The following is an 18,722-nucleotide window of genomic DNA, read 5'->3' on the forward strand; positions in this document are numbered from 1 at the left end:
TTTACAGCTGCAAAGATAGACAGGAGTTTCTGGTTTATAAATTGTTCGTTTCTAAGGGCACCCGTATGTAGTCCTACTGCTACCGCTTTTTAAGCGGTAGCATGCTCTTCTCTCCTCACGTTTGCTAAGATGATTCTGAATTCCATTGCCAGCCACCAAGCAGAACCTAACCGCCGCGCTATGAAGCTCCCGCTGGATTTCTACCGCCGCCCCAGCCCCGTACAAATAGCCCGCGACCTACTTGGCAAACACCTGTACACTAAGATTGGTGGAGTAGTAACGGGAGGCCGCATCGTAGAAACCGAGGCCTATGCGCACCTCAACGACCAAGCCTGCCACTCGCACTTGGGGCGCTACACGGCTCGCACTCAAATTATGTATGAGCCCGGCGGCGTGGCATACGTCTACCTCGTGTACGGCCGTTACGCCTTGTTCAACATCATTACCAACGAAGCCAGCAAAGCGGATGCGGTGCTGATTCGGGGCTTGGAGCCTCTGGAAGGTATTCCTGAGATGCTACTTCGTCGCGGAACCACTGTGGTGCAGCGTAACCTAACCGGCGGGCCCGGATTGCTTACCCAAGCCTTGGGCATTAGCACCCAGCACTACAGCACCGATCTCACCGGTGATGTTATTTGGCTGGAAGATCATCAGGAAACTTTCCCCGAAGAGCTAATTATAGCCAGTCCCCGCGTCGGGATAGATTATGCGGGCCTCGATGCCGCTCTGCCGTGGCGTTTCCGCATCAAGGGCAGCAAATGGACCAGTCCGGCCCGCTGAGTTGGGGACAGTATAGCACGAGTTCATGACTCACAAATCCTTGATGACTGGATACCAAAGAAGGCTTGCCGAGCGGGCGGCAAGCCTTCTTTGGTGTTTGAGTATCTACAGTTGTCATTAGGATTTCACATAATTCTAGATCGGTCTGAGGTTTTACAGCTTCTCGCACACGAGCACCATCAGCTTCCCTTCCAAATTGGTAGTAGCAAACAAGTAAGTCTCACCACCTTCCCGGATGCCGGTCCGGTGACGGAAATCGGCCACGGTATCGGGGAAGTTGCGGGTCGTGACGTGGGCGCGGGCCTCCGGGCCGAGGTGGGCCTTTATGGCCGCTGCGTCATAGCGCTCCACCGCCCGAATGCGGAAGATTCGACCCGGGAACTCGGGCCGAAGGGTGTCGGAGGTGTAAAGATGACTGTGTTGGTGCAGCTTAAGAAATTCGAAAGCCGTACCGATGCTACGGAACCCACCAGCTTTCAGTATCGCCACGTTAGGCTCATAGAGATAGTCCTGTGGCTCGGCGTAGCGGGATATTGCGCGGGCTTCACGCGCCCGATTCAGCCGAAACTCTTGTTGCTCCCCTGTGCGGAGTAAGTTTGTGGTATACCGCTCCGGATCAACGGCCGCCTCCGGGCCAAGTTCATACAGCACTTCTTTGCAGTCGTTGTCAACGGCCACCACCCACAGCCGGCGTACCTGCCGCAACTCCTGCAAAGCCTGCTCGATATCGAGCATTGGGGACGTTTTCAGCAATACGCGGCGCCCCTTGTGCAGTAGTAGCGGCAGCAGGCGCAGCACGTCGGGCTCGCAGTCCTGCAATCTGAAGGTTTTGCGGGCCGCTGTGTCCCGGCGCGCCGGATCCAAATAAATCCAGTCGAAGGTGTCGGGCGTATTGCGCAGAAAATTCACCGCGTCGGCGGTGTGGAACTGCACGTTAGTGATGCCTAAGTGCGTAAGGTTATAGCGCACTACGTCTGCTAAAGCGGCATTACGTTCGACATAGTGAACTTCGGGTACCTGCTCGGCAAAGTACGATACGTCTACGCCAAAACCGCCAGTTAGATCAACGAGGCGCTGCCCATTGATCAAGGAAGCTTTGAATGCCGCCGTACGAGCCGAAGAAGCCTGCTCCACCGACAGCGTTGGCGGGAAGATAAGATCAGGGTTATCAGCCCAGGCGGGTACTTTCAAACGCGCCTTTTGCCGGGCCTGAATTTGACGAACCAGTTCTGGAATAGGCAGACTGGGATGACGGCGGGCTTGCAAAGCCAATTGAGCGGGGTCGTCGTACAGATGCTTCGCAACGTATCGACGTGCCGCCTCGGGCAACGGAAATTCCATGAACTACTCCTACGAACAAAAAAAAGCGTGGTTGGCCTGCATGCCTAACCAAAGCCTCAAGTAAGCACTGCTATAGTGGTGCTTCTCGGGGGCAATATTGTGAAGTAAACGTTTTCAGGTCAGGTAAGAGTGCCTTAGCCAGTGAATTCGTTTGAAAACTCTGTTACTTAACAATAAATAACGAGGCGGAAACCAGTGGAACAACGCTACCGAATCTGCCAACGCAACGCCAATTGCGGTTGTCCGGTAGGAGCGGCAACTCCTATGGCACTTGGGGTTAGCCGCTGAATCAGGCTGCCAGTGCGGTGGGCCGCCGGCTGACCGGCATTGTAGGCATTCACGGCCCGTTCAAAATGTTGATTGGTATGGCGCGTGATAAAGATATTAGACAGCAAGCTAGCCGCTGCTACTCCTATTACTACTTTCTGCCGGTTGTCGAAATAGCGCTGGTCCCCGTCGCCACGTAGCACTTGCGCGCCATAAGTAGCCACAGAGCCCATAAATACGGCTCGTTCCGCCAAGAACAACCATTTCTGCCGCCGGTATAAATTTAAATTTTCCAACGCTTCGTTGTTGCCGGCCAAGTACGGGCGTAGGCGTTGTCCGAAATAGCCCGCGTTTTGATAGTCGTCGTCTGAAGGAGAGTCCTTTGTGGTGAAGTAGAAGTTCTTCTGGATACCATTCAGACCTCGGTTTTCATCTTCCGGACTCAACTTAATAGTAGTAAAACCTTGCTGTGCATAAAGCGGATTACTGAATAGTAACGCAATGATAAAAAATTGAATAAATACGCGAAGATGTGCGCTATAGGTTAAATGAATGGAGTGTTGCATAGAACAAATTTAATAGACTGTTAGGTAATAAACTAACGGTCTTGGCCGCAAAAGATTCAATCGTAGCTCAACAAAACTGCTCGACTATTCGTTCTGGGCGCAAGTCCTACTATATTCTTTCACTACAGTATTCATTGATGAAAACCTTTTCCACTTTAATTCACCGTTCCACTCTTCTCGCCGCTCTACCTACCGCCTTGGTTTTCTCAAGCTGCGGAGACGATAACTCGGCTTCGCCCGCTCAGGGTAGGGTTCTGATTTCGCACGCTGCTGCATCAGCTGATGTGCAAGTGAAAGCATTAGTAGACAACACAGAGGTTGGTCAGCTCACCTACGGTCAGAGTTCGTCGTATCTCAATGTTAACGCTGGCTCACCAACAGTGAAGATTAATGTAGCTAGTGACAACTCACAAGCTGCTTCACAGGCAGTTACTGTTGCTGCAAACCAGAATTACTCTGTTTTTGCGTATGCTCCTACTAGTACTACAGTGGGCCTTTTAGCCGTTACGGATGATTTAACAGCTCCTTCCGCTGGTAAAGCCAAAATCCGGCTGGTACATGTAGGGCAAGGTTCACCAACGGCTCTTAAACTTTCTACTACAGTGGCTGCCGTAGCGGACATCCCAAGCACTGAAACTCAGTTTGGCAATGCGTCTCCCTTCGTAGAAATTCTACCTGGTGCCTACAACATAGCTGTTACTAGTGGAGGATCTTCTACCACAGTTACAAATGTGGGCGATGGTAGTGGCTCGGGCACGGTAGCTAATAAAACGTACGAAGCCGGTAAAATTTACACAGTGCTGATGCGTGGGGTTAGCGGCAATTTGATTCCCCAGGCCCGTCAGCCTAAAGCAGTCATTGTTCAAAACAATTAAAAGCTGGATATATCCTAACTGAAAGCCTGCTCCATCGAGGAGCAGGCTTTCTGCGTTTAAGTCGGAATAACATTTTAGCTATCTTTGCAGTTGACTCGCAAAAAACCTTCTATATCATGGTTGAGACCAAAACCACGGCCTACGTTCCGTACAAAGTAAAAGATATGAGCCTCGCTGAGTGGGGCCGTAAGGAAATCCGTTTGGCTGAAGCTGAAATGCCTGGCCTGATGGCGCTGCGTGAGGAGTTTGGGGCATCGAAGCCGCTGAAAGGCGCGCGTATTGCCGGCTGCCTGCACATGACTATCCAAACGGCTGTGCTCATCGAAACCCTGATGGTGTTGGGTGCCGATGTTACCTGGTCTTCGTGCAATATCTTCTCCACCCAGGATCATGCTGCTGCTGCTATTGCTGCTGCGGGCATTCCGGTGTATGCTTGGAAAGGCATGAGCGAAGAGGAGTTCAACTGGTGCATCGAGCAGACGCTGTTCTTCGGTGAGAAGCGCGAGCCGTTGAATATGATTCTCGACGACGGTGGCGACCTCACCAACATGGTGCTCAACCAATATCCTGAGTTAGCTGCTGGCATCAAGGGTGTTTCCGAAGAAACTACTACCGGTGTACTGCGCTTGTTCGAGCGGGTGAAGAACGGCAGCCTGTTGTTCCCTGCTTTCAACGTGAACGATTCGGTTACCAAGTCGAAGTTCGACAACAAGTACGGCTGCAAAGAATCGGCTGTTGACGCTATCCGTCGGGCTACCGACGTCATGATGGCCGGCAAAGTAGCTGTAGTAGCTGGCTACGGCGACGTAGGAAAAGGCACGGCTGCTAGCTTGGCTGGTGCTGGTGCTCGTGTTATCGTAACCGAGATTGATCCTATCTGCGCGCTGCAAGCTGCAATGGATGGCTACGCTGTGAAGAAGCTCTCTAACGCTGTTAAAGAAGCTGATATCGTAGTAACGGCTACCGGCAACTGCGACATCCTGACCGGTGAGCACTTCCGGGCTCTCAAGGATAAGGCTATCGTCTGCAACATCGGTCACTTCGACGATGAAATCGATATGGCGTGGTTGAACAAGAACTACGGCCACACCAAGGACACAATCAAGCCGCAGGTTGACCTCTACAATGTAGATGGCAAAGAAATCCTCATCCTTGCTGAAGGACGTTTGGTAAACCTCGGCTGCGCTACGGGTCACCCGTCGTTTGTAATGTCGAACTCCTTCACCAACCAAACGTTGGCTCAGTTGGAGCTGTGGCAGAACGCTGATAAGTACGAGAAGCAAGTGTACACCTTGCCTAAGCACCTCGACGAGAAAGTAGCTCGCCTGCACCTCGCCAAGATCGGTGTAGAACTCGATGAGTTGACGCCTAAGCAAGCCGACTACATCAAAGTATCAGTAGAAGGTCCATTTAAATCCGACCTATACCGCTACTAATCGGTTTCAAATTGTTTACAAGCAAAATCCCTCCTGGTACTGTGCCAGGAGGGATTTTGCTTGTATAGAGGTTGTCTTCTATCAAAATTGCTAGTTGTGCTAATAGCTCACTAGGGCATTAAGTAGATTCGCAGATACCCTAATCCTGAAAGAAGTTGTGCTGCACGAGCCGCTCTGTTTCGTACCACAGCGCCTGCGCGTTTTCTGGCGTGTTGAACGGGTGTTTTACTGCTCTGGCTTGTTTCTTCTCGAAATACCCGCCACTCACTTCTGAACCCATCGGCTCGGAGGCTAGGAAAATACTGGTTGCCGCGCCCTGCTCTACCGTCAGCATAAACGGGCGAAACACTTTGGTGAGAACGGATAGCCAGCCGCTGGAACTGTCGCCGAAGTTGCTGGCTACAGCGCCAGGGTGGACCGCGTTAACGGTTACGTGATTGATATTTCGGGTGCGTAGCTGCCGCGCCAACTCTTGCGTGAACATGATGCTGTAGAGCTTGGTATTGCCATAGACTCGCATTGGGCTATAGTTGCGCTCCGACTGAAAATCGGTGAGGTCGGGCTTGGCAAAATGGTAAGCTTCTGATGCTAAGTTCACGATACGGCCATCTGGGCTCTTTTTTAACTCGTCGAATAGCAAACTAGTGAGCAGAAAAGGACCGAGGTGATTGGTGGCTACGCCCATTTCATACCCATCAACTGATACCTTACGCGGATGCCCGAACAGTAACCCCGCGTTGTTGATGAGCACATCCAAGCGTGGGTAAATCCGTCTGAAGGTTTCGGCCGCTTTCCGTACCTGTCCTAAATCTGATAGGTCGCAGAGCAATATCCCCACCAAATCGTGGCCCGCAGCAGCTACGATTTTACGGCGCGTAGCCTCTGCTTTTTCAGCGTTGCGTGCCAGTAGCACCACATGGGCGCCCTGTTTGGCTAGTTCGCGAGCTGTTACTTCGCCGATGCCGGATGTTGCCCCCGTAACGAGGATGATTCTGTTTTTTAAATCAGACATAGAATGAGCTTAGGAGATGTAGCTAAAGTATGCGCAGGCAATTAGTATGAAGCTAATTCGTGCTGTAGTTTCCTTGGCGGCAATACGTAGCGTTCAATCAGGGAGACGCAAACGGTTCGAATGTGGAAGTCAGGAACTAGCATACAAGTATAGCACAAACTGTATTTGGTGCTGTGCTACTAAGTAAGCAGCCTAGCCCGCAGAAATCCCGGATATTTGCAGTCCATGCCAGCTGTTTCTCTCTCCGTCGTCGTTATCACTTATAATGAAGAGCAGAACATTGCGCGGTGTTTGGAAGCGCTGCACGACGTAGCGGAGGATGTAGTAGTGATAGACTCTTTCTCCACTGACCGCACAACAGATATTTGCTATCAACATGGTGTGCGTGTTATTCAACATGCGTTTGAAGGATATGTAGCACAAAAGAATTTTGCTACCACCCAAGCGCATTACGATTTCGTGCTCCAGCTCGATGCTGATGAGGTGCTCACGGAAGAACTGCGCACGAGCATCCGGCAAGTGAAGCAACACTGGCAACACGCGGGCTACACCCTGACGCGGCTCACCAACTACTGTGGTACCTGGGTGCGCCATGGCGGCTGGTATCCTGACCGGAAACTACGCCTCTATGACCGGCGACTGGGGGAATGGCAAGGCTTGTTGTTGCACGAGCGTTTCCAACTAGCATCGGGTCAGGCAACTGGTACCTTGTCCGGTGATTTACTTCATTACTCGTACCATTCCGTGGAGCAGCACGTCAATCAGCTCAACCGTTTCACTAGCATTGCTGCCGACGAGCTATGGTTAGCGAATAAGCGACACGTTACGCTGTTTCACCTTCTGCTCAAACCCTGGTGGCGGTTTGTGCATGGCTACTTCTTTCGCCTTGGCTTTCTAGATGGTTTTGCAGGGCTTAGTATTGCCGTTATTTCCGCATTGGGAGTGTTTCTGAAGTTCACTAAGCTCAAGTTTGGGAGAGGCGAAAAGGTGATAGGAGGGCAGAGTGACCAGTAATTAGTAATAGGATGTGAGTAGTGCTTGTCAACTTTCGCTTGCTGTTGAAGTGCCAACCGTATACCTATTCCTTTATGCGGGCTCTCCATAATCATTTAACATGACCTTTTTAGTAAGCCGTACAGATGCCATTGGCGACGTGGTACTCACGCTGCCAGTATGCGGGCGGCTAAAGCAGTTGTTCCCAGGGTGTCGTGTTGTGCTAATAGGCCGCACCTACACGCAAGCTGTAGCCGAGGCCTGCCCATGGGTGGACGGCTTTCTGAACTTCGATCTTCTAAACACCCTCCCCAAAGCCGAGCAGATTCAGTTGCTGCAAGCTCAACGGGCCGAGGCTATCCTGCATGTATTCCCCCATAAACTACTGGCTAGCTTAGCTCGCCAAGCCGGTATTGGTATTCGCATCGGCACCCGTAACCGGCCGTTCCATTGGCTTACTTGCAACCGGTTGGTTGCACTAAGCCGGCGGCATTCCTTGCTGCACGAAGCGCAACTGAACTTGCAGCTATTAGCTCCGCTCCATGCGGATGTTTCATTGCCTTTGTCTGAAGTAACAAACTTGGTTCAACTGCAACCAAAGGAGCCGCTGGCAGTAGAATGGCACCAGATACTAAATGAACGGACCGAGACGCAGCTTAATATCGTACTGCACCCACGTAGCCGCGGCAGTGCCCGTGAGTGGGGACTAGCCCATTTTGGCGCGTTGGCACGGCTGCTGCACGCAGCTGGGCACCGCGTATTTGTGACGGGAACTGCTGCCGAAAGGGAAGAACTGCGGGAATGGCTAACGGAATATCAGGCATATTTAGCTACCGACCTAACGGGCCGCTTAACGCTGCCTCAGTTCTTAGCTTTTTTGCACCAAGCTGATGGGATAGTGGCTGGTAGCACGGGGCCCCTACACTTGGCGGCTGCCTTGGGGCGTTATGCATTAGGCTTCTATCCTCCCATCCGACCAATGCATCCTGGCCGCTGGGCGCCGTTGGGACCACACGCCGAATACCTCGTCTTCAACCGACCCGACTGCCAAGACTGTCGCCGCCAACCTGCGGCATGCACCTGTATCAAAGCGCTAGCTCCCACGCAGGCTCTTCACCACATCTTAGCCTGGAAACCAATGCCTAACTTGCCAAGCTAAGTTATGGCCCCTGTTATTTTTTATGACCGAAGTACTTGTTGCATCCCCTTCTTTGCGTCAACTCTACCAAAACGGGCGCGTGTCTCAGTACTTGTTGCTGTTGGCCTGTGTAGCAGCCGTTGTGGGGCTTTTTGCTTCTAGAGCCTTAGTAGCTCTAAGTCCTGTGGTAGGGGTAGTGGCGGCCTGCGCGCAGCCGCATTTGCGTGCGAGTCTGCGTCAGTGGCTGCGGCTGCGTACCGTTGTTGGTATTGGCTTGCTTTACCTGTTCCTGGTCATAAGCGGACTCTACACCACCGAACTTGGAATATGGCAGCACGAGGTATATCGAAAGTTGCCGTTCGTGGCAGTTCCGTTCGCCTTCGCAATAGCAGTGCCCTTAAGTTCTCGCCAAAAATTTAGCGTCGGGTTACTGTATGTTGGATTAGCGACACTGCTGTCTATTACCACTCTAAGAGGGTATTTACTTAATCCTGAAGAAGCTAACCGCTTAATAAATATTGGTCATAACATTCCCGCAACCACCGGTATATTTCATATTCATTTCAGCATTATGCTGGCCTTGGCTTTTTTCTTTGCCTTGCTCATGCGGTCCAGCCCAATAGCTATACCGGCTACTCGCTGGGTATTGCTCGGCTGTGCCATTGTGCTATTCGTCGTTATGCATGTGTTGGCTTATCGCACAGGGCTTCTAGTGCTCTACGCCATGTTTCTGTTTGATGCAGTCAGCCTAGTTGTCTTGCAACGACGTTTCTTGTTAGGCCTGCTTACGCTAATAATTCTGCTAGGCTTTCCACTAGTAGCGTACCACTCTTTAAATTCGGTGAAAGAGAGGGTAGACACCACAATCTATGATATCGAGCACTACCAAACCGATCAGGATATCAACGATTTTTCTGCTTCCAAGCGCCTTTTCGCTTGGAAGACAGCCGTGCTAATAGCGCGTGAGCATCCGGTTCTAGGAGTAGGCATGGCAGACGTTGATACTGCGATGCTTACGCAGTACAGCTACTATAATTTTGGCCTAAAGCCTAAAAACTGGGCCATGACGCATAACCAGTACCTAGAGTATGCTGTTGGAGGCGGAGTAGTGGGGTTGTTGCTGTGGGTGCTCGTGCTGTTTGCACCTTTTTTGCAACCTCCGTTACGTAGAAATCCGTACGTGATACACTTCCTGCTCATAATGAGCGTGGCCAACCTAGTTGATTCGTTGCTACAAATGCAAATTGGTTTCAATATGTTCGTGTTTCTCTACGGTTTTCTGGTAGTGAGCGCCGAACGAGAGGCCCGCCATACGGCTATTTTAGCTGCTTGAACGGGATAGTATAATCAGTACATTTGTTTACAAGGTGGTTTTCAATATTCTGCCTCTATCTGCCGAGCCTCTATGAGCGACTCTCCCGACCGGGTTCCGAAGTTAAGTAAGGAAGAAAAGGACCGACGGTTCCAGGCGGAGCTAATGCCTGTAATCGACTCTCTGTACAATTTTGCCTTCCGCCTAACTCTCGACGAAGACGATGCCAATGACCTCGTCCAAGAGACCTATTTAAAGGCCTATCGGTTCTTTGAGTACTTCGAACAGGGAACCAACGCGAAAGCGTGGCTGTTTCGCATCCTGAAAAACTCGTTCATCAACGACTTTCGAAAAAAGAGTAAGCAACCCGCCAAAGTCGACTATAGCGAAATTGAAGGGTATTACAATTCGGAAGACGTCGAGTCCGACAGTGACGTGGGTGGTACCTCGTCTGATATGCGGCAGCAAGCCGTGCGCGACCTCATCGGCGACGAAGTGGCCAGCGCACTCAACTCACTGCCCGTGGATTTTCGCACCGTCATTATCCTCTGCGACCTGGAAGGGTTCACGTATGAGGAGATGGCCAAAGTGCTGGATATCCCAATCGGAACGGTCCGTTCGCGTCTCCACAGGGCCCGAAATTTTTTGAAGGACAAGTTGGAAAAATATGCGCAGTCAATGGGCTACGGCAATGGTGCCGAAGATCAGGAAATCGACGACGAAGATACAACAGACTAAAAAACGAAAGGAAATCATGAACAACAACTCTACTACTCAAACCAAATCTCCCACGCAGCATGCCGCAACGCCCGCTGCCGACTGTGACCGTGTGAATATGATACTCGACCAGCTTGTAGTAGGCCAAGAGCCTACCGTGGAAGACGAAGAATACATCGTTCATCATGCCGATGATTGTTCGCCTTGCTTTGATGGCATCACTAAACAGCAAGCGTTTATCGGCTTTCTGACTACGTACGTAGACCGTAAAGGCGCTCCAAATTCGTTGTCGCAAACTATTTTGTCGCGCTTACAAATGGAAATGGCCTAATTTTGCCCGATGCAGGGCAAAATCATAGCATTTTCGGCTCCTTCCGGAGCTGGTAAGACCACTATAGTTCATCGGCTGTTGGAGCGTATTCCGGAGCTAAGCTTCTCTATCTCTGCTTGTACCCGCGACCGTCGGGGTCGGGCCGAAGCGAACGGTAAGGATTACTACTTCATTTCCGTCCAAGAGTTTCAGGAAAAGATCCGAGAGGATGCTTTCGTGGAATGGGAAGAAGTATATGAGGGAGCCTTCTACGGCACTCTCAAGTCCGAGATTGAACGCATCTGGCAAAGCGGCAAACACGCCGTACTCGACGTAGACGTGAAAGGTGGATTAAGCATCAAGGAGTTTTACAAAGACCGAGCGTTGGCCATTTTCGTTAAGCCGCCTTCCTTGGAAGTTTTGGAGGGAAGGCTGCGTCACCGCGCCACCGACTCCGCTTCTAGCATCTCAGCCCGGCTTTACAAAGCCAACTTTGAACTCACATTTGAAGATCGGTTTGATGTTACGGTAGTCAACGATAATCTTGACGAAGCTACAGCAACTGCTGAGCGGTTGGTGCGTGACTTTATTGCTCCTGAATCCGTCAGTCTGTGAGTGTAGTCACCACCCCTGAGTCGGCACGTATCGGGCTGCTGTTTGGTTCTTTCAACCCTATACATACTGGGCATTTGATTTTGGCCCATTACATGGCTACGCACACCGACTTAACGGAGGTGTGGTTGGTCGTGTCGCCTCAGAGCCCTTACAAGACAAATCAAGAATTACTTTCTGAAGATAGCCGCTTTTCATTGGTAGAGGCTGCTATTGCTGGTAACGACCGGCTACGTGCCATAAACCTCGAATTCAAGCTTTCTAAGCCTAATTTCACTATCGCTACCCTCGACGAACTTTGTCGGCTGCATCCTACGCTTGAGTTCGTACTTTTAATGGGCGGGGACAATTTGCTTGGCCTAGCCGGTTGGAAGGATACCGAGCGCATTCAGCGCGAGTTTGATATTTACGTTTATCCACGGCCGGGGTATCAATTGCCTGCCAAAGCCAGTGACAGCATGCGCCTGCGCATTGTTACTGCTCCTCTACTTGATATTTCAGCCACTTTTATTCGGCAGAGTATCCAAGCTGGCAAGTCCATTCGCTATTTAGTTCCTGAAGCAGTAGAGCAACGAATTATAGCCGGTAGCTACTGGCAAAGCTAATTTCCTTAAAGCAAAAACGCCTTCCAATCTTATTTGGAAGGCGTTTTTGCTTTAAGGAAAGCACTCAATACACTAATCAGATGGTCATAATTTCTGACTCCTTTTTGCTCATCAACTCGTCAATCTTGCTGATGTAGCTATCCGTTGCCTTTTGCACCTTAGCCTCTGCGTCTTTAATCGCATCTTCTGCTGCTCCATCTTTCAGCAGCTTGCGCAAAGAGTCGTTTACGTCTTTGCGGATGCCTCGGATTCGTACTTTACCACTTTCCGTTTCGTTTTTCACTTGTTTTACCAAGTCGCGGCGGCGCTCTTCTGTCATGGGCGGGATATTAAGACGCACGCCTTCAGCATCCGATGCTGGATTTAAACCCAAGTCACTGTTCTTAATAGCTTTTGCTACCTCTGCTATCATATTCTTCTCCCAAGGCTTTATGAGCAAAGAGCGAGCATCAGGAGTTGAGATATTGGCAATTTGGGCAATAGGCGTGGGGGTGCCGTAGTAGTCAACACGCAATGAATCGAGCATAGCTGGCGAGGCTTTTCCCGCGCGAATACGGCTCAATTCCAAACCAGTATGTTGCAGTGATTTGCCCATTGACTCTTCGGCTTCGCTTAAGTAAAACTGAATTTCTTCGTCCATGTGTGAAAAGAAAGATTTTAAAAACTATGTCTCAAAGGGCAAGAATAACTAGCCTTTCGCTCGCTAGCCTTGCTCTTTAAACACAAAATTATTCGTGGCTGGCCGGCGTATCCAAGCTGGGTTGTAAGCTGCTGTGCTTAGCATCGAGAACAGCCGATTTGTTGCCGCCATTCATAGTTACCAACGTGCCTACTGTTTCGCCATCAATAAGGCGTTGCAGGTTGCCTTCTTGGTTCATGTCGAAAACAATAATGGGCAGGTTATTTTCCTTGCACAAAGTGAAGGCTGTCATGTCCATCACGTTCAGGTTTTTCTCCATTACTTCCTCGAAAGTAATCTCTGGATATCGTACCGCAGAAGGGTCTTTTTCAGGATCTGCCGTGTAGATTCCATCTACGCGCGTTCCTTTCAGCACCACATCCGCCTCTATCTCAATAGCTCGGAGCGAAGCTGCCGAGTCCGTAGTGAAATAAGGTGAGCCGATGCCTGCACCAAAAATAACAACCCGGCCTTTTTCCAAATGGCGCACAGCGCGGCGGCGAATGTAGGGTTCGCATACTCGCTGTATAGTAAGACCGGAAAGCAACCGAGTACTTACTTCTAGCTTTTCCAATGCGCTCTGTAGTGCCATTGAATTGATAACTGTGGCGAGCATGCCCATGTAATCGCCTTGTACTCTGTCTAAACCTAGAGCAGCAGCTTGCACTCCCCGGAAGATATTGCCCCCCCCAATCACGACGGCCACCTGAGTACCCGTAGCAGCCGCCGATTTTATTTCCTCGGCATATTGCATGAGCCGTGTAGCGTCAATGCCATACTGTTGGTTGCCCATTAGGGCCTCACCGCTAAGCTTGAGTAGGATTCGTTTGTACTTCAAAACAAGGGAAGTTAAGTGAAGGATCGAGGTGAATTTGACGGCAAAACTAGTTTTGCACCTGTGGCTGAGTTAGTACAAACAACAGGTACTCTACCTGAAGTAATTGCATGCCTGTGTTAGCAGTGAAAGGTACCAACGGATAAGTAACCTGTTGTTGCGCTTCTACTGCTCGTTCTAGCTTGCTTATACGCTCTTCAGCTCGGTCGCGCTCTGTCCGCAACCAGCGCATTTCCACTTTTAGGCGGTCTTGCTCCTGCAAAATTACAGTTAACACTTCCTCTATTTCACGAAGGCGTTGTTTATCGTTCATCAGGAATGGGAAATGGGTATTTACGAGTGAACAGAGGCGAAGACAACCTCCAGTTTATACAGTCATACTCTCTGTTTCGGTCCTATTCAAGACCGAAATCTGCATTTGTAAGCCTCTAGCTGAACTTAATCAGCACTTGTCCTTTGGTGACATTAGCGCGCAAGCCAACTTTGATAGCATCTATAACCCCATCGCTAGGGGCTTTCAGAATGTTCTCCATTTTCATGGCTTCCAACACAAGCAATGGATCGCCCTTTTGCACCACTTGGCCAGGTTCCACGCGCACGGCTACAATGAGACCGGGCATGGGCGCCTTCAACTCATTTACTTTATTAGCGGTGGCTGCATTCATGCCTAGTTTATCAAGCAATAAATCGAATCGATCCTTAACTTGCAGGTCTACTAGTTGACCGTTAAGCTTAAGTTGAAAAGTTTTAGTGCTATAATCAGCTTGCATCACCTCTGCTACTACCGACCGACCTTCGTGAAGTATATGAAAGCGCCCGGAGCCTAAAACTACGATATCCCAGTTGAAAGGCTCGTCGTTGACAGTTGTCACGTTATCAGGGCGATACTCTACGTTCCAGGTTTGGGTTGAATTAGTACTGACCTGTAACATAAGCAGGGGAGGAAGGCTAGGGCGGAAAAGGGCTTAAAGATAGTCCAATTCTGAAATAATTTCGGAACTTGAGGTTCCATCCAATCATTGCATTTCCGCATGAAATACTCGCTTCTCGGCGTTCTAGGCCTAGTCCTCGCGTGTCAGTTGGAAGCACCGGCTCAAGCGGTTAAATCTAGCAAGTCGGCAGCCATCAAAGCAGCTACACACAAAAAAACGTCGTCGACCAGCGCTCCAGTTTCCGCTGCTCCGGCGCCACCTACTCTAGTAGTACCCTCTTGGTTACCGCCTACTAATCCAGTGCAGCCAGCCGCCACCGTTGTGCACGATTTGCTCGACACTAGGCTTGATATTCGCTTCGACTGGAACCGGCAATGGGTATTGGGCGCTGCTACCCTTACTCTACGGCCGCACTTCTATCCGCAAAACCAACTAACCCTTGATGCTAAGGGGTTCGATATAAAAAACGTGCGTTTAATTGCGGGAAACAAAGAGAGGAACCTCAATTATGCTTACGACAAGAGGAAAATCACTATAACGCTAGACCAGTCGTATAGTCGCACCGAGACCTATCAAGTACGCGTCCAATACGTAGCCAAACCCAACGATTTAGAGATTGGAGGTAGTACAGCCATTACGCAAGACAAAGGGCTATACTTTATTAACCCGCAAGGGACCGATAAAACCAAGCCTCGCCAGATATGGACCCAAGGTGAGACAGAAGGCAATTCTTGCTGGTTTCCTACCATCGATAAGCCTAATCAGCGCATGACGCAAGAGGTTAGCCTAACGGTGGATGAATCGCTGAAAACTCTATCCAATGGCCTTCTGGTGTCATCCAAGAAAAATAGTGATGGTACACGTACTGATGTTTGGAAGCAAAGCTTACCACACGCCCCTTATTTGACTATGCTAGCCGTCGGTAATTTTGCTGTGGTAAACGACACTTGGCGAGGAAAGGCAGTGGATTACTACGTCGATCCTCAGTTCGCGGGCACTGCCAAGGCTATTTTCGGTAATACTCCGCAGATGCTAGACTTCTTCTCGAAGAAATTAGGCGTTGACTTTCCTTGGGAGAAGTATTCGCAAATAGCCGTTCATGATTTTGTGTCGGGGGCTATGGAGAATACTACAGCTGTCACGTTCGAGCAAAGTTTAGTACAGTTTACAGCGCGCGAACTTCCTGATGTTGGTTATGACCCAGAGTCGACGGTAGCGCACGAGTTATTTCATCACTGGTTTGGTGACTATGTGACCAGCGAATCGTGGGCTAATCTGCCACTTAATGAATCCTTCGCCGATTACTCGGAGTTGCTCTGGGCTGAGCATAAGTATGGAGCTGATGCTGCGGCTTTGGTTCAACAAGAAAAGATGAGCCGTTACTTGGACGAAGCTCAGAGTAAGCGTGAGCCACTTATCCGGTATCATTATGCTTCTCAAGAAGATATGTTCGATCGGCACTCTTACGACAAAGGAGGCCGTGTACTGCATATGCTGCGCAAATACGTGGGTGATGACGCCTTCTTTACCACACTTAACTTCTATCTAACTCAAAACAAATTCTCAACTTCTGAGATAGCCAAACTACGTCTTGCTTTCGAAGAAACGACTGGTGAAGATTTAATGTGGTTCTTCGACCAATGGTTTTTGCAGCGCGGGCATCCAGAGCTTAAGGTTACGCACAGCTTCGCAAACGGTCAGGTTAGCTTACGAGTCCAACAGCTACAGGATTCCACTTTTTCGCCTATCTACCGCTTGCCGGTAACCGTTACTACGTGGATCAACAACCAGCCTACCGACCATCGCATTGTAGTCACTAAGTCAGACCAAACTTTCCGTTTAAACACGTCTCAGCGTCCTAATCTTGTAAAATTCGATAGTGAAGCGCAATTGCTAGCACAGATCGAGGAAGAGCGAAGCCAGGATGAACTACTGTTTCAGTTCAGTCATGCTCGCAACTACCTACAGAAGTACGAAGCCATTGATCTGCTGCGCTCCAAAAATTCCGATCTAGCGGTAAGCGGAATGCTGCGCAATGCTCTCAACGATAACTTTTGGGCTGTCCGATTGGCAGCTGTGCAGGCTCTACGACGCTACAAGGGAGCAGAAGGCAATGCCGTACGCAAAGAGTTACAGCGTGTAGCCTCAACTGACAAGAAAAGCCAAGTGCGAGCAGTTGCATTAACTACTTTGTCGGCCTTTATCAACGAAAATTATAATGCCAACTATACTGCTGCCCTTACTGACAGCTCTTACCATGTAGTCAGTGCTGCTATACAGGCCTTAGCTAAGTCACCTGCTGCTGATTCATATGAGCGTGTCAATACCCTTCAAGAAACTAATAGCCACGAGGTACTAAGCGCCTTGTCATCCTATTACGCCTTGAACGGCAATACCATCGAACAATATCAATGGTTCTTGCGCCGTATGCCTGACGTAAGCAAAGTTGATTTGTATCAGGCTTACCTTCCCAATTTCGCTACTTTTATGCTGCATATCCCTCCAGTGGAACGTGATAAAGGGGTGCAACGGCTTGAAAATCTAGCGCGTACTGATCCTAACGACTACGTACGCCTAGGTGCTTACAAAGGCCTGAGTATCCTGTCATCTAATATGCCAACTTTAAAAGCGACTATGCAGGACATTCGCAACAAAGAGAAGGACGAGCAGGTTAAGGCATATTATGCCTTGATGCAGTGATCTTTGAAAAAATATTGAGTATTTCCGTTCACAGTTAGTGAATCGCTTTCTGTAACTAATCAACTAGTTAGCGTATTCTATCAGTGTGATTTCGGATTCGAGCTTGAAAAAATATTCATTGTTTTAACTTCAGGGCTTGACTTACATTATAAACCCGCTAATTTTGCAACTCCTTTTAACAGCCTGCTCTAACAAACGCAGAATGTGAGGGGTCATTTTTCTGGGTAGATGGCCTTGAAAAAGCAATTGGGGGGGTTCCAGAGCGGCCAAATGGGACAGACTGTAACTCTGTTAGCGTAAGCTTTCGAAGGTTCGAATCCTTCTCCCCCCACAATTGTTGAGTTACTGTATAATTGACTCGTGGAAAAATAGGTCACTCGTCATTTCACTAATTCATCTTACGCGGGAGTAGCTCAGTTGGTAGAGCGGCAGCCTTCCAAGCTGCAGGTCGCGGGTTCGAACCTCGTCTCCCGCTCAGTGCATTAGATAGCGAGCAGTTGTAAACTGTGTAGCATTCGTTGTAGCTTTGCAAAATCAAACAAGCCGTTTTAGCTCAGTGGTAGAGCACTTCCTTGGTAAGGAAGAGGTCATGGGTTCAAATCCCATAAATGGCTCAGAATCACGAGTGCCACCAAAACAGCAAGTCTGCTTTGATTGGATCTATCAGATAAGCGAAGCGATGTGCAGTCCTTAATCAACTGGAACTGCGTTTCGCTTTCTTGCAGTGTAGTTGAGTCACGTTTTTCCGCCCACTTACCTTAAAGTTCTTTTAATCTTATTACAATGGCCAAAGAAAATTTTGATCGTTCCAAGCCGCACGTGAACATCGGTACGATCGGGCACGTCGACCACGGCAAAACCACCCTGACTGCTGCTATCACTATGGTACTGGCGAACAAAGGTTTGGCCGCCAAGCGTGACTTCTCGTCGATCGACAATGCTCCTGAAGAAAAAGAGCGTGGTATCACCATCAACACGTCGCACGTAGAATATTCCACTGTAAATCGGCACTATGCTCACGTTGACTGCCCTGGTCACGCTGACTATGTGAAGAACATGGTAACTGGTGCTGCCCAGATGGATGGTGCTATTTTGGTAGTAGCCGCTACCGATGGTCCAATGCCTCAGACTCGTGAGCACATTCTGCTTGCCCGTCAGGTAGGCGTACCTCAACTCGTTGTGTTCATGAACAAAGTGGACATGGTAGACGATCCAGAACTGCTCGAATTGGTGGAAATGGAAATTCGCGAATTGCTGTCTTTCTATGACTTCGATGGTGATAACATTCCAATCGTTCAAGGTTCGGCCCTAGGTGGCTTGAACGGCGACGCCAACTGGGTTCCAAAGATCGAAGAGTTGATGGAAGCCGTTGACAGCTTCATTCCAATTCCTGCTCGTCTAACTGACTTGCCCTTCCTGATGCCTGTAGAGGACGTATTCTCTATTACGGGCCGTGGTACTGTTGCAACAGGTCGGATCGAGCGCGGTATTATCAACTCGGGTGAGCAAGTAGACATTCTCGGAATGGGTGCTAAGCAAGGCCTGAAGTCGACGGTAACGGGTGTGGAAATGTTCCGCAAAATCCTCGACCGTGGCGAAGCTGGTGACAACG

19 protein-coding genes, 3 tRNA genes and 1 riboswitch (1 of these 23 running past the window's edge) are annotated in these 18,722 nt (G+C 49.7%); of the genes, 15 read left to right on the forward strand and 7 right to left on the reverse strand.

Annotated elements, in window-relative coordinates; all coding sequences use genetic code 11:
- Position 1, reverse strand: a riboswitch (cobalamin riboswitch) (it extends 236 nt beyond the left edge of the window).
- 128 nt (positions 2-129) lie between these two features.
- Positions 130-780 carry a DNA-3-methyladenine glycosylase gene (locus ACFE7X_RS17570; protein WP_375436995.1) on the forward strand — a complete coding sequence of 217 codons (651 nt, stop codon included), beginning with the start codon at positions 130-132 and terminating at the stop codon, positions 778-780.
- 153 nt (positions 781-933) lie between these two features.
- Here ACFE7X_RS17570 and ACFE7X_RS17575 read toward each other — a convergent pair whose 3' ends face one another.
- Both ACFE7X_RS17575 and ACFE7X_RS17580 read right to left on the reverse strand, forming a co-directional pair.
- A complete protein-coding gene (locus ACFE7X_RS17575) occupies positions 934-2,121 on the reverse strand; it encodes a class I SAM-dependent methyltransferase (protein ID WP_375436996.1) in 1,188 nt (395 codons plus the stop codon).
- 206 nt (positions 2,122-2,327) lie between these two features.
- Positions 2,328-2,834, reverse strand: coding sequence for a hypothetical protein (locus tag ACFE7X_RS17580; protein ID WP_375436997.1), 507 nt, complete (start codon positions 2,832-2,834; stop codon positions 2,328-2,330).
- 161 nt (positions 2,835-2,995) lie between these two features.
- Between ACFE7X_RS17580 and ACFE7X_RS17585 the strand changes: the two genes are divergently transcribed.
- Entirely contained in the window at positions 2,996-3,829 is an 834-nt protein-coding gene (locus ACFE7X_RS17585) for a DUF4397 domain-containing protein (RefSeq protein ID WP_375436998.1), read from the forward strand.
- A 116-nt stretch (positions 3,830-3,945) separates the two neighbouring features.
- On the forward strand, positions 3,946-5,265 hold the full coding sequence (gene ahcY / locus ACFE7X_RS17590) for an adenosylhomocysteinase (RefSeq protein ID WP_375436999.1): 1,320 nt from the start codon (positions 3,946-3,948) through the stop codon (positions 5,263-5,265).
- Between the two features lie 139 nt (positions 5,266-5,404).
- On the opposite strand, the gene ACFE7X_RS17595 is transcribed toward ahcY, so the two are convergent.
- Entirely contained in the window at positions 5,405-6,277 is an 873-nt protein-coding gene (locus ACFE7X_RS17595; protein ID WP_375437000.1) for an SDR family oxidoreductase, read from the reverse strand.
- Positions 6,278-6,502: 225 nt separating this feature from the next.
- Between ACFE7X_RS17595 and ACFE7X_RS17600 the strand changes: the two genes are divergently transcribed.
- From ACFE7X_RS17600 to nadD, 7 genes are all read left to right on the forward strand, one after another.
- Complete coding sequence (locus ACFE7X_RS17600) at positions 6,503-7,291, forward strand: glycosyltransferase family 2 protein (RefSeq protein ID WP_375437001.1); 789 nt, start codon at positions 6,503-6,505, stop codon at positions 7,289-7,291.
- 100 nt (positions 7,292-7,391) lie between these two features.
- Positions 7,392-8,429: a glycosyltransferase family 9 protein gene (locus ACFE7X_RS17605; protein WP_375437002.1), complete on the forward strand. Its 1,038-nt coding sequence runs from the start codon at positions 7,392-7,394 to the stop codon at positions 8,427-8,429.
- A gap of 79 nt (positions 8,430-8,508) precedes the next feature.
- Complete coding sequence (locus ACFE7X_RS17610) at positions 8,509-9,741, forward strand: O-antigen ligase family protein (protein WP_375437003.1); 1,233 nt, start codon at positions 8,509-8,511, stop codon at positions 9,739-9,741.
- A 72-nt stretch (positions 9,742-9,813) separates the two neighbouring features.
- The gene (locus ACFE7X_RS17615) at positions 9,814-10,458 is read left to right on the forward strand and encodes a sigma-70 family RNA polymerase sigma factor (RefSeq protein WP_375437004.1); all 645 of its coding nucleotides are present in this window, start codon (positions 9,814-9,816) and stop codon (positions 10,456-10,458) included.
- A 16-nt stretch (positions 10,459-10,474) separates the two neighbouring features.
- Positions 10,475-10,768 (forward strand): hypothetical protein, encoded by a 294-nt coding sequence (locus ACFE7X_RS17620; RefSeq protein WP_375437005.1) that lies wholly within the window; start codon positions 10,475-10,477, stop codon positions 10,766-10,768.
- A 9-nt stretch (positions 10,769-10,777) separates the two neighbouring features.
- Positions 10,778-11,362 (forward strand): guanylate kinase, encoded by a 585-nt coding sequence (gene gmk, locus ACFE7X_RS17625; RefSeq protein WP_375437006.1) that lies wholly within the window; start codon positions 10,778-10,780, stop codon positions 11,360-11,362.
- On the forward strand, positions 11,359-11,964 hold the full coding sequence (gene nadD / locus ACFE7X_RS17630; RefSeq protein WP_375437007.1) for a nicotinate (nicotinamide) nucleotide adenylyltransferase: 606 nt from the start codon (positions 11,359-11,361) through the stop codon (positions 11,962-11,964). The genes gmk and nadD overlap by 4 nt, the downstream gene beginning before the upstream one ends.
- A 76-nt stretch (positions 11,965-12,040) precedes the next feature.
- On the opposite strand, the gene frr is transcribed toward nadD, so the two are convergent.
- The 4 genes from frr to ACFE7X_RS17650 form a co-directional block, all read right to left on the reverse strand.
- Positions 12,041-12,604: a ribosome recycling factor gene (gene frr / locus ACFE7X_RS17635; protein WP_375437008.1), complete on the reverse strand. Its 564-nt coding sequence runs from the start codon at positions 12,602-12,604 to the stop codon at positions 12,041-12,043.
- An 88-nt stretch (positions 12,605-12,692) separates the two neighbouring features.
- Positions 12,693-13,481, reverse strand: coding sequence for a UMP kinase (gene pyrH, locus ACFE7X_RS17640; protein ID WP_375437009.1), 789 nt, complete (start codon positions 13,479-13,481; stop codon positions 12,693-12,695).
- A 46-nt stretch (positions 13,482-13,527) separates the two neighbouring features.
- Entirely contained in the window at positions 13,528-13,791 is a 264-nt protein-coding gene (locus ACFE7X_RS17645; protein ID WP_375437010.1) for a hypothetical protein, read from the reverse strand.
- A 115-nt stretch (positions 13,792-13,906) separates the two neighbouring features.
- Positions 13,907-14,410: a biotin/lipoyl-containing protein gene (locus ACFE7X_RS17650; RefSeq protein ID WP_375437011.1), complete on the reverse strand. Its 504-nt coding sequence runs from the start codon at positions 14,408-14,410 to the stop codon at positions 13,907-13,909.
- Positions 14,411-14,509: 99 nt separating this feature from the next.
- Here ACFE7X_RS17650 and ACFE7X_RS17655 point away from each other — a divergent pair, with 99 nt between their 5' ends.
- From ACFE7X_RS17655 to ACFE7X_RS17675, 5 genes are all read left to right on the forward strand, one after another.
- The gene (locus tag ACFE7X_RS17655) at positions 14,510-17,110 is read left to right on the forward strand and encodes a M1 family aminopeptidase (protein WP_375437012.1); all 2,601 of its coding nucleotides are present in this window, start codon (positions 14,510-14,512) and stop codon (positions 17,108-17,110) included.
- 248 nt (positions 17,111-17,358) lie between these two features.
- Positions 17,359-17,441, forward strand: a tRNA-Tyr gene (locus tag ACFE7X_RS17660).
- A 71-nt stretch (positions 17,442-17,512) separates the two neighbouring features.
- Positions 17,513-17,585 (forward strand) — tRNA-Gly (locus ACFE7X_RS17665).
- 67 nt (positions 17,586-17,652) lie between these two features.
- Positions 17,653-17,724 (forward strand) — tRNA-Thr (locus ACFE7X_RS17670).
- 169 nt (positions 17,725-17,893) lie between these two features.
- The coding region (locus tag ACFE7X_RS17675; protein ID WP_375437013.1) for an elongation factor Tu at positions 17,894-18,722 on the forward strand (829 nt) is incomplete at its 3' end.

It is taken from the genome of uncultured Hymenobacter sp. (genome assembly GCF_964242765.1).
Lineage (GTDB): Bacteria > Bacteroidota > Bacteroidia > Cytophagales > Hymenobacteraceae > Hymenobacter.

Excerpts from the sequence above, each read along its gene's own strand:
- ACFE7X_RS17570 (WP_375436995.1), top strand. The coding sequence starts at position 130 with ATGATTCTGAATTCCATTGCCAGCCACCAAGCAGAACCTAACCGCCGC.
- ACFE7X_RS17575 (WP_375436996.1), bottom strand. The coding sequence starts at position 2,121 with ATGGAATTTCCGTTGCCCGAGGCGGCACGTCGATACGTTGCGAAGCAT.
- ahcY (WP_375436999.1), top strand. The coding sequence starts at position 3,946 with ATGGTTGAGACCAAAACCACGGCCTACGTTCCGTACAAAGTAAAAGAT.
- ACFE7X_RS17595 (WP_375437000.1), bottom strand. The coding sequence starts at position 6,277 with ATGTCTGATTTAAAAAACAGAATCATCCTCGTTACGGGGGCAACATCC.
- ACFE7X_RS17600 (WP_375437001.1), top strand. The coding sequence starts at position 6,503 with ATGCCAGCTGTTTCTCTCTCCGTCGTCGTTATCACTTATAATGAAGAG.
- ACFE7X_RS17605 (WP_375437002.1), top strand. The coding sequence starts at position 7,392 with ATGACCTTTTTAGTAAGCCGTACAGATGCCATTGGCGACGTGGTACTC.
- ACFE7X_RS17615 (WP_375437004.1), top strand. The coding sequence starts at position 9,814 with ATGAGCGACTCTCCCGACCGGGTTCCGAAGTTAAGTAAGGAAGAAAAG.
- ACFE7X_RS17620 (WP_375437005.1), top strand. The coding sequence starts at position 10,475 with ATGAACAACAACTCTACTACTCAAACCAAATCTCCCACGCAGCATGCC.
- gmk (WP_375437006.1), top strand. The coding sequence starts at position 10,778 with ATGCAGGGCAAAATCATAGCATTTTCGGCTCCTTCCGGAGCTGGTAAG.
- frr (WP_375437008.1), bottom strand. The coding sequence starts at position 12,604 with ATGGACGAAGAAATTCAGTTTTACTTAAGCGAAGCCGAAGAGTCAATG.
- ACFE7X_RS17645 (WP_375437010.1), bottom strand. The coding sequence starts at position 13,791 with ATGAACGATAAACAACGCCTTCGTGAAATAGAGGAAGTGTTAACTGTA.
- ACFE7X_RS17650 (WP_375437011.1), bottom strand. The coding sequence starts at position 14,410 with ATGTTACAGGTCAGTACTAATTCAACCCAAACCTGGAACGTAGAGTAT.
- ACFE7X_RS17655 (WP_375437012.1), top strand. The coding sequence starts at position 14,510 with ATGAAATACTCGCTTCTCGGCGTTCTAGGCCTAGTCCTCGCGTGTCAG.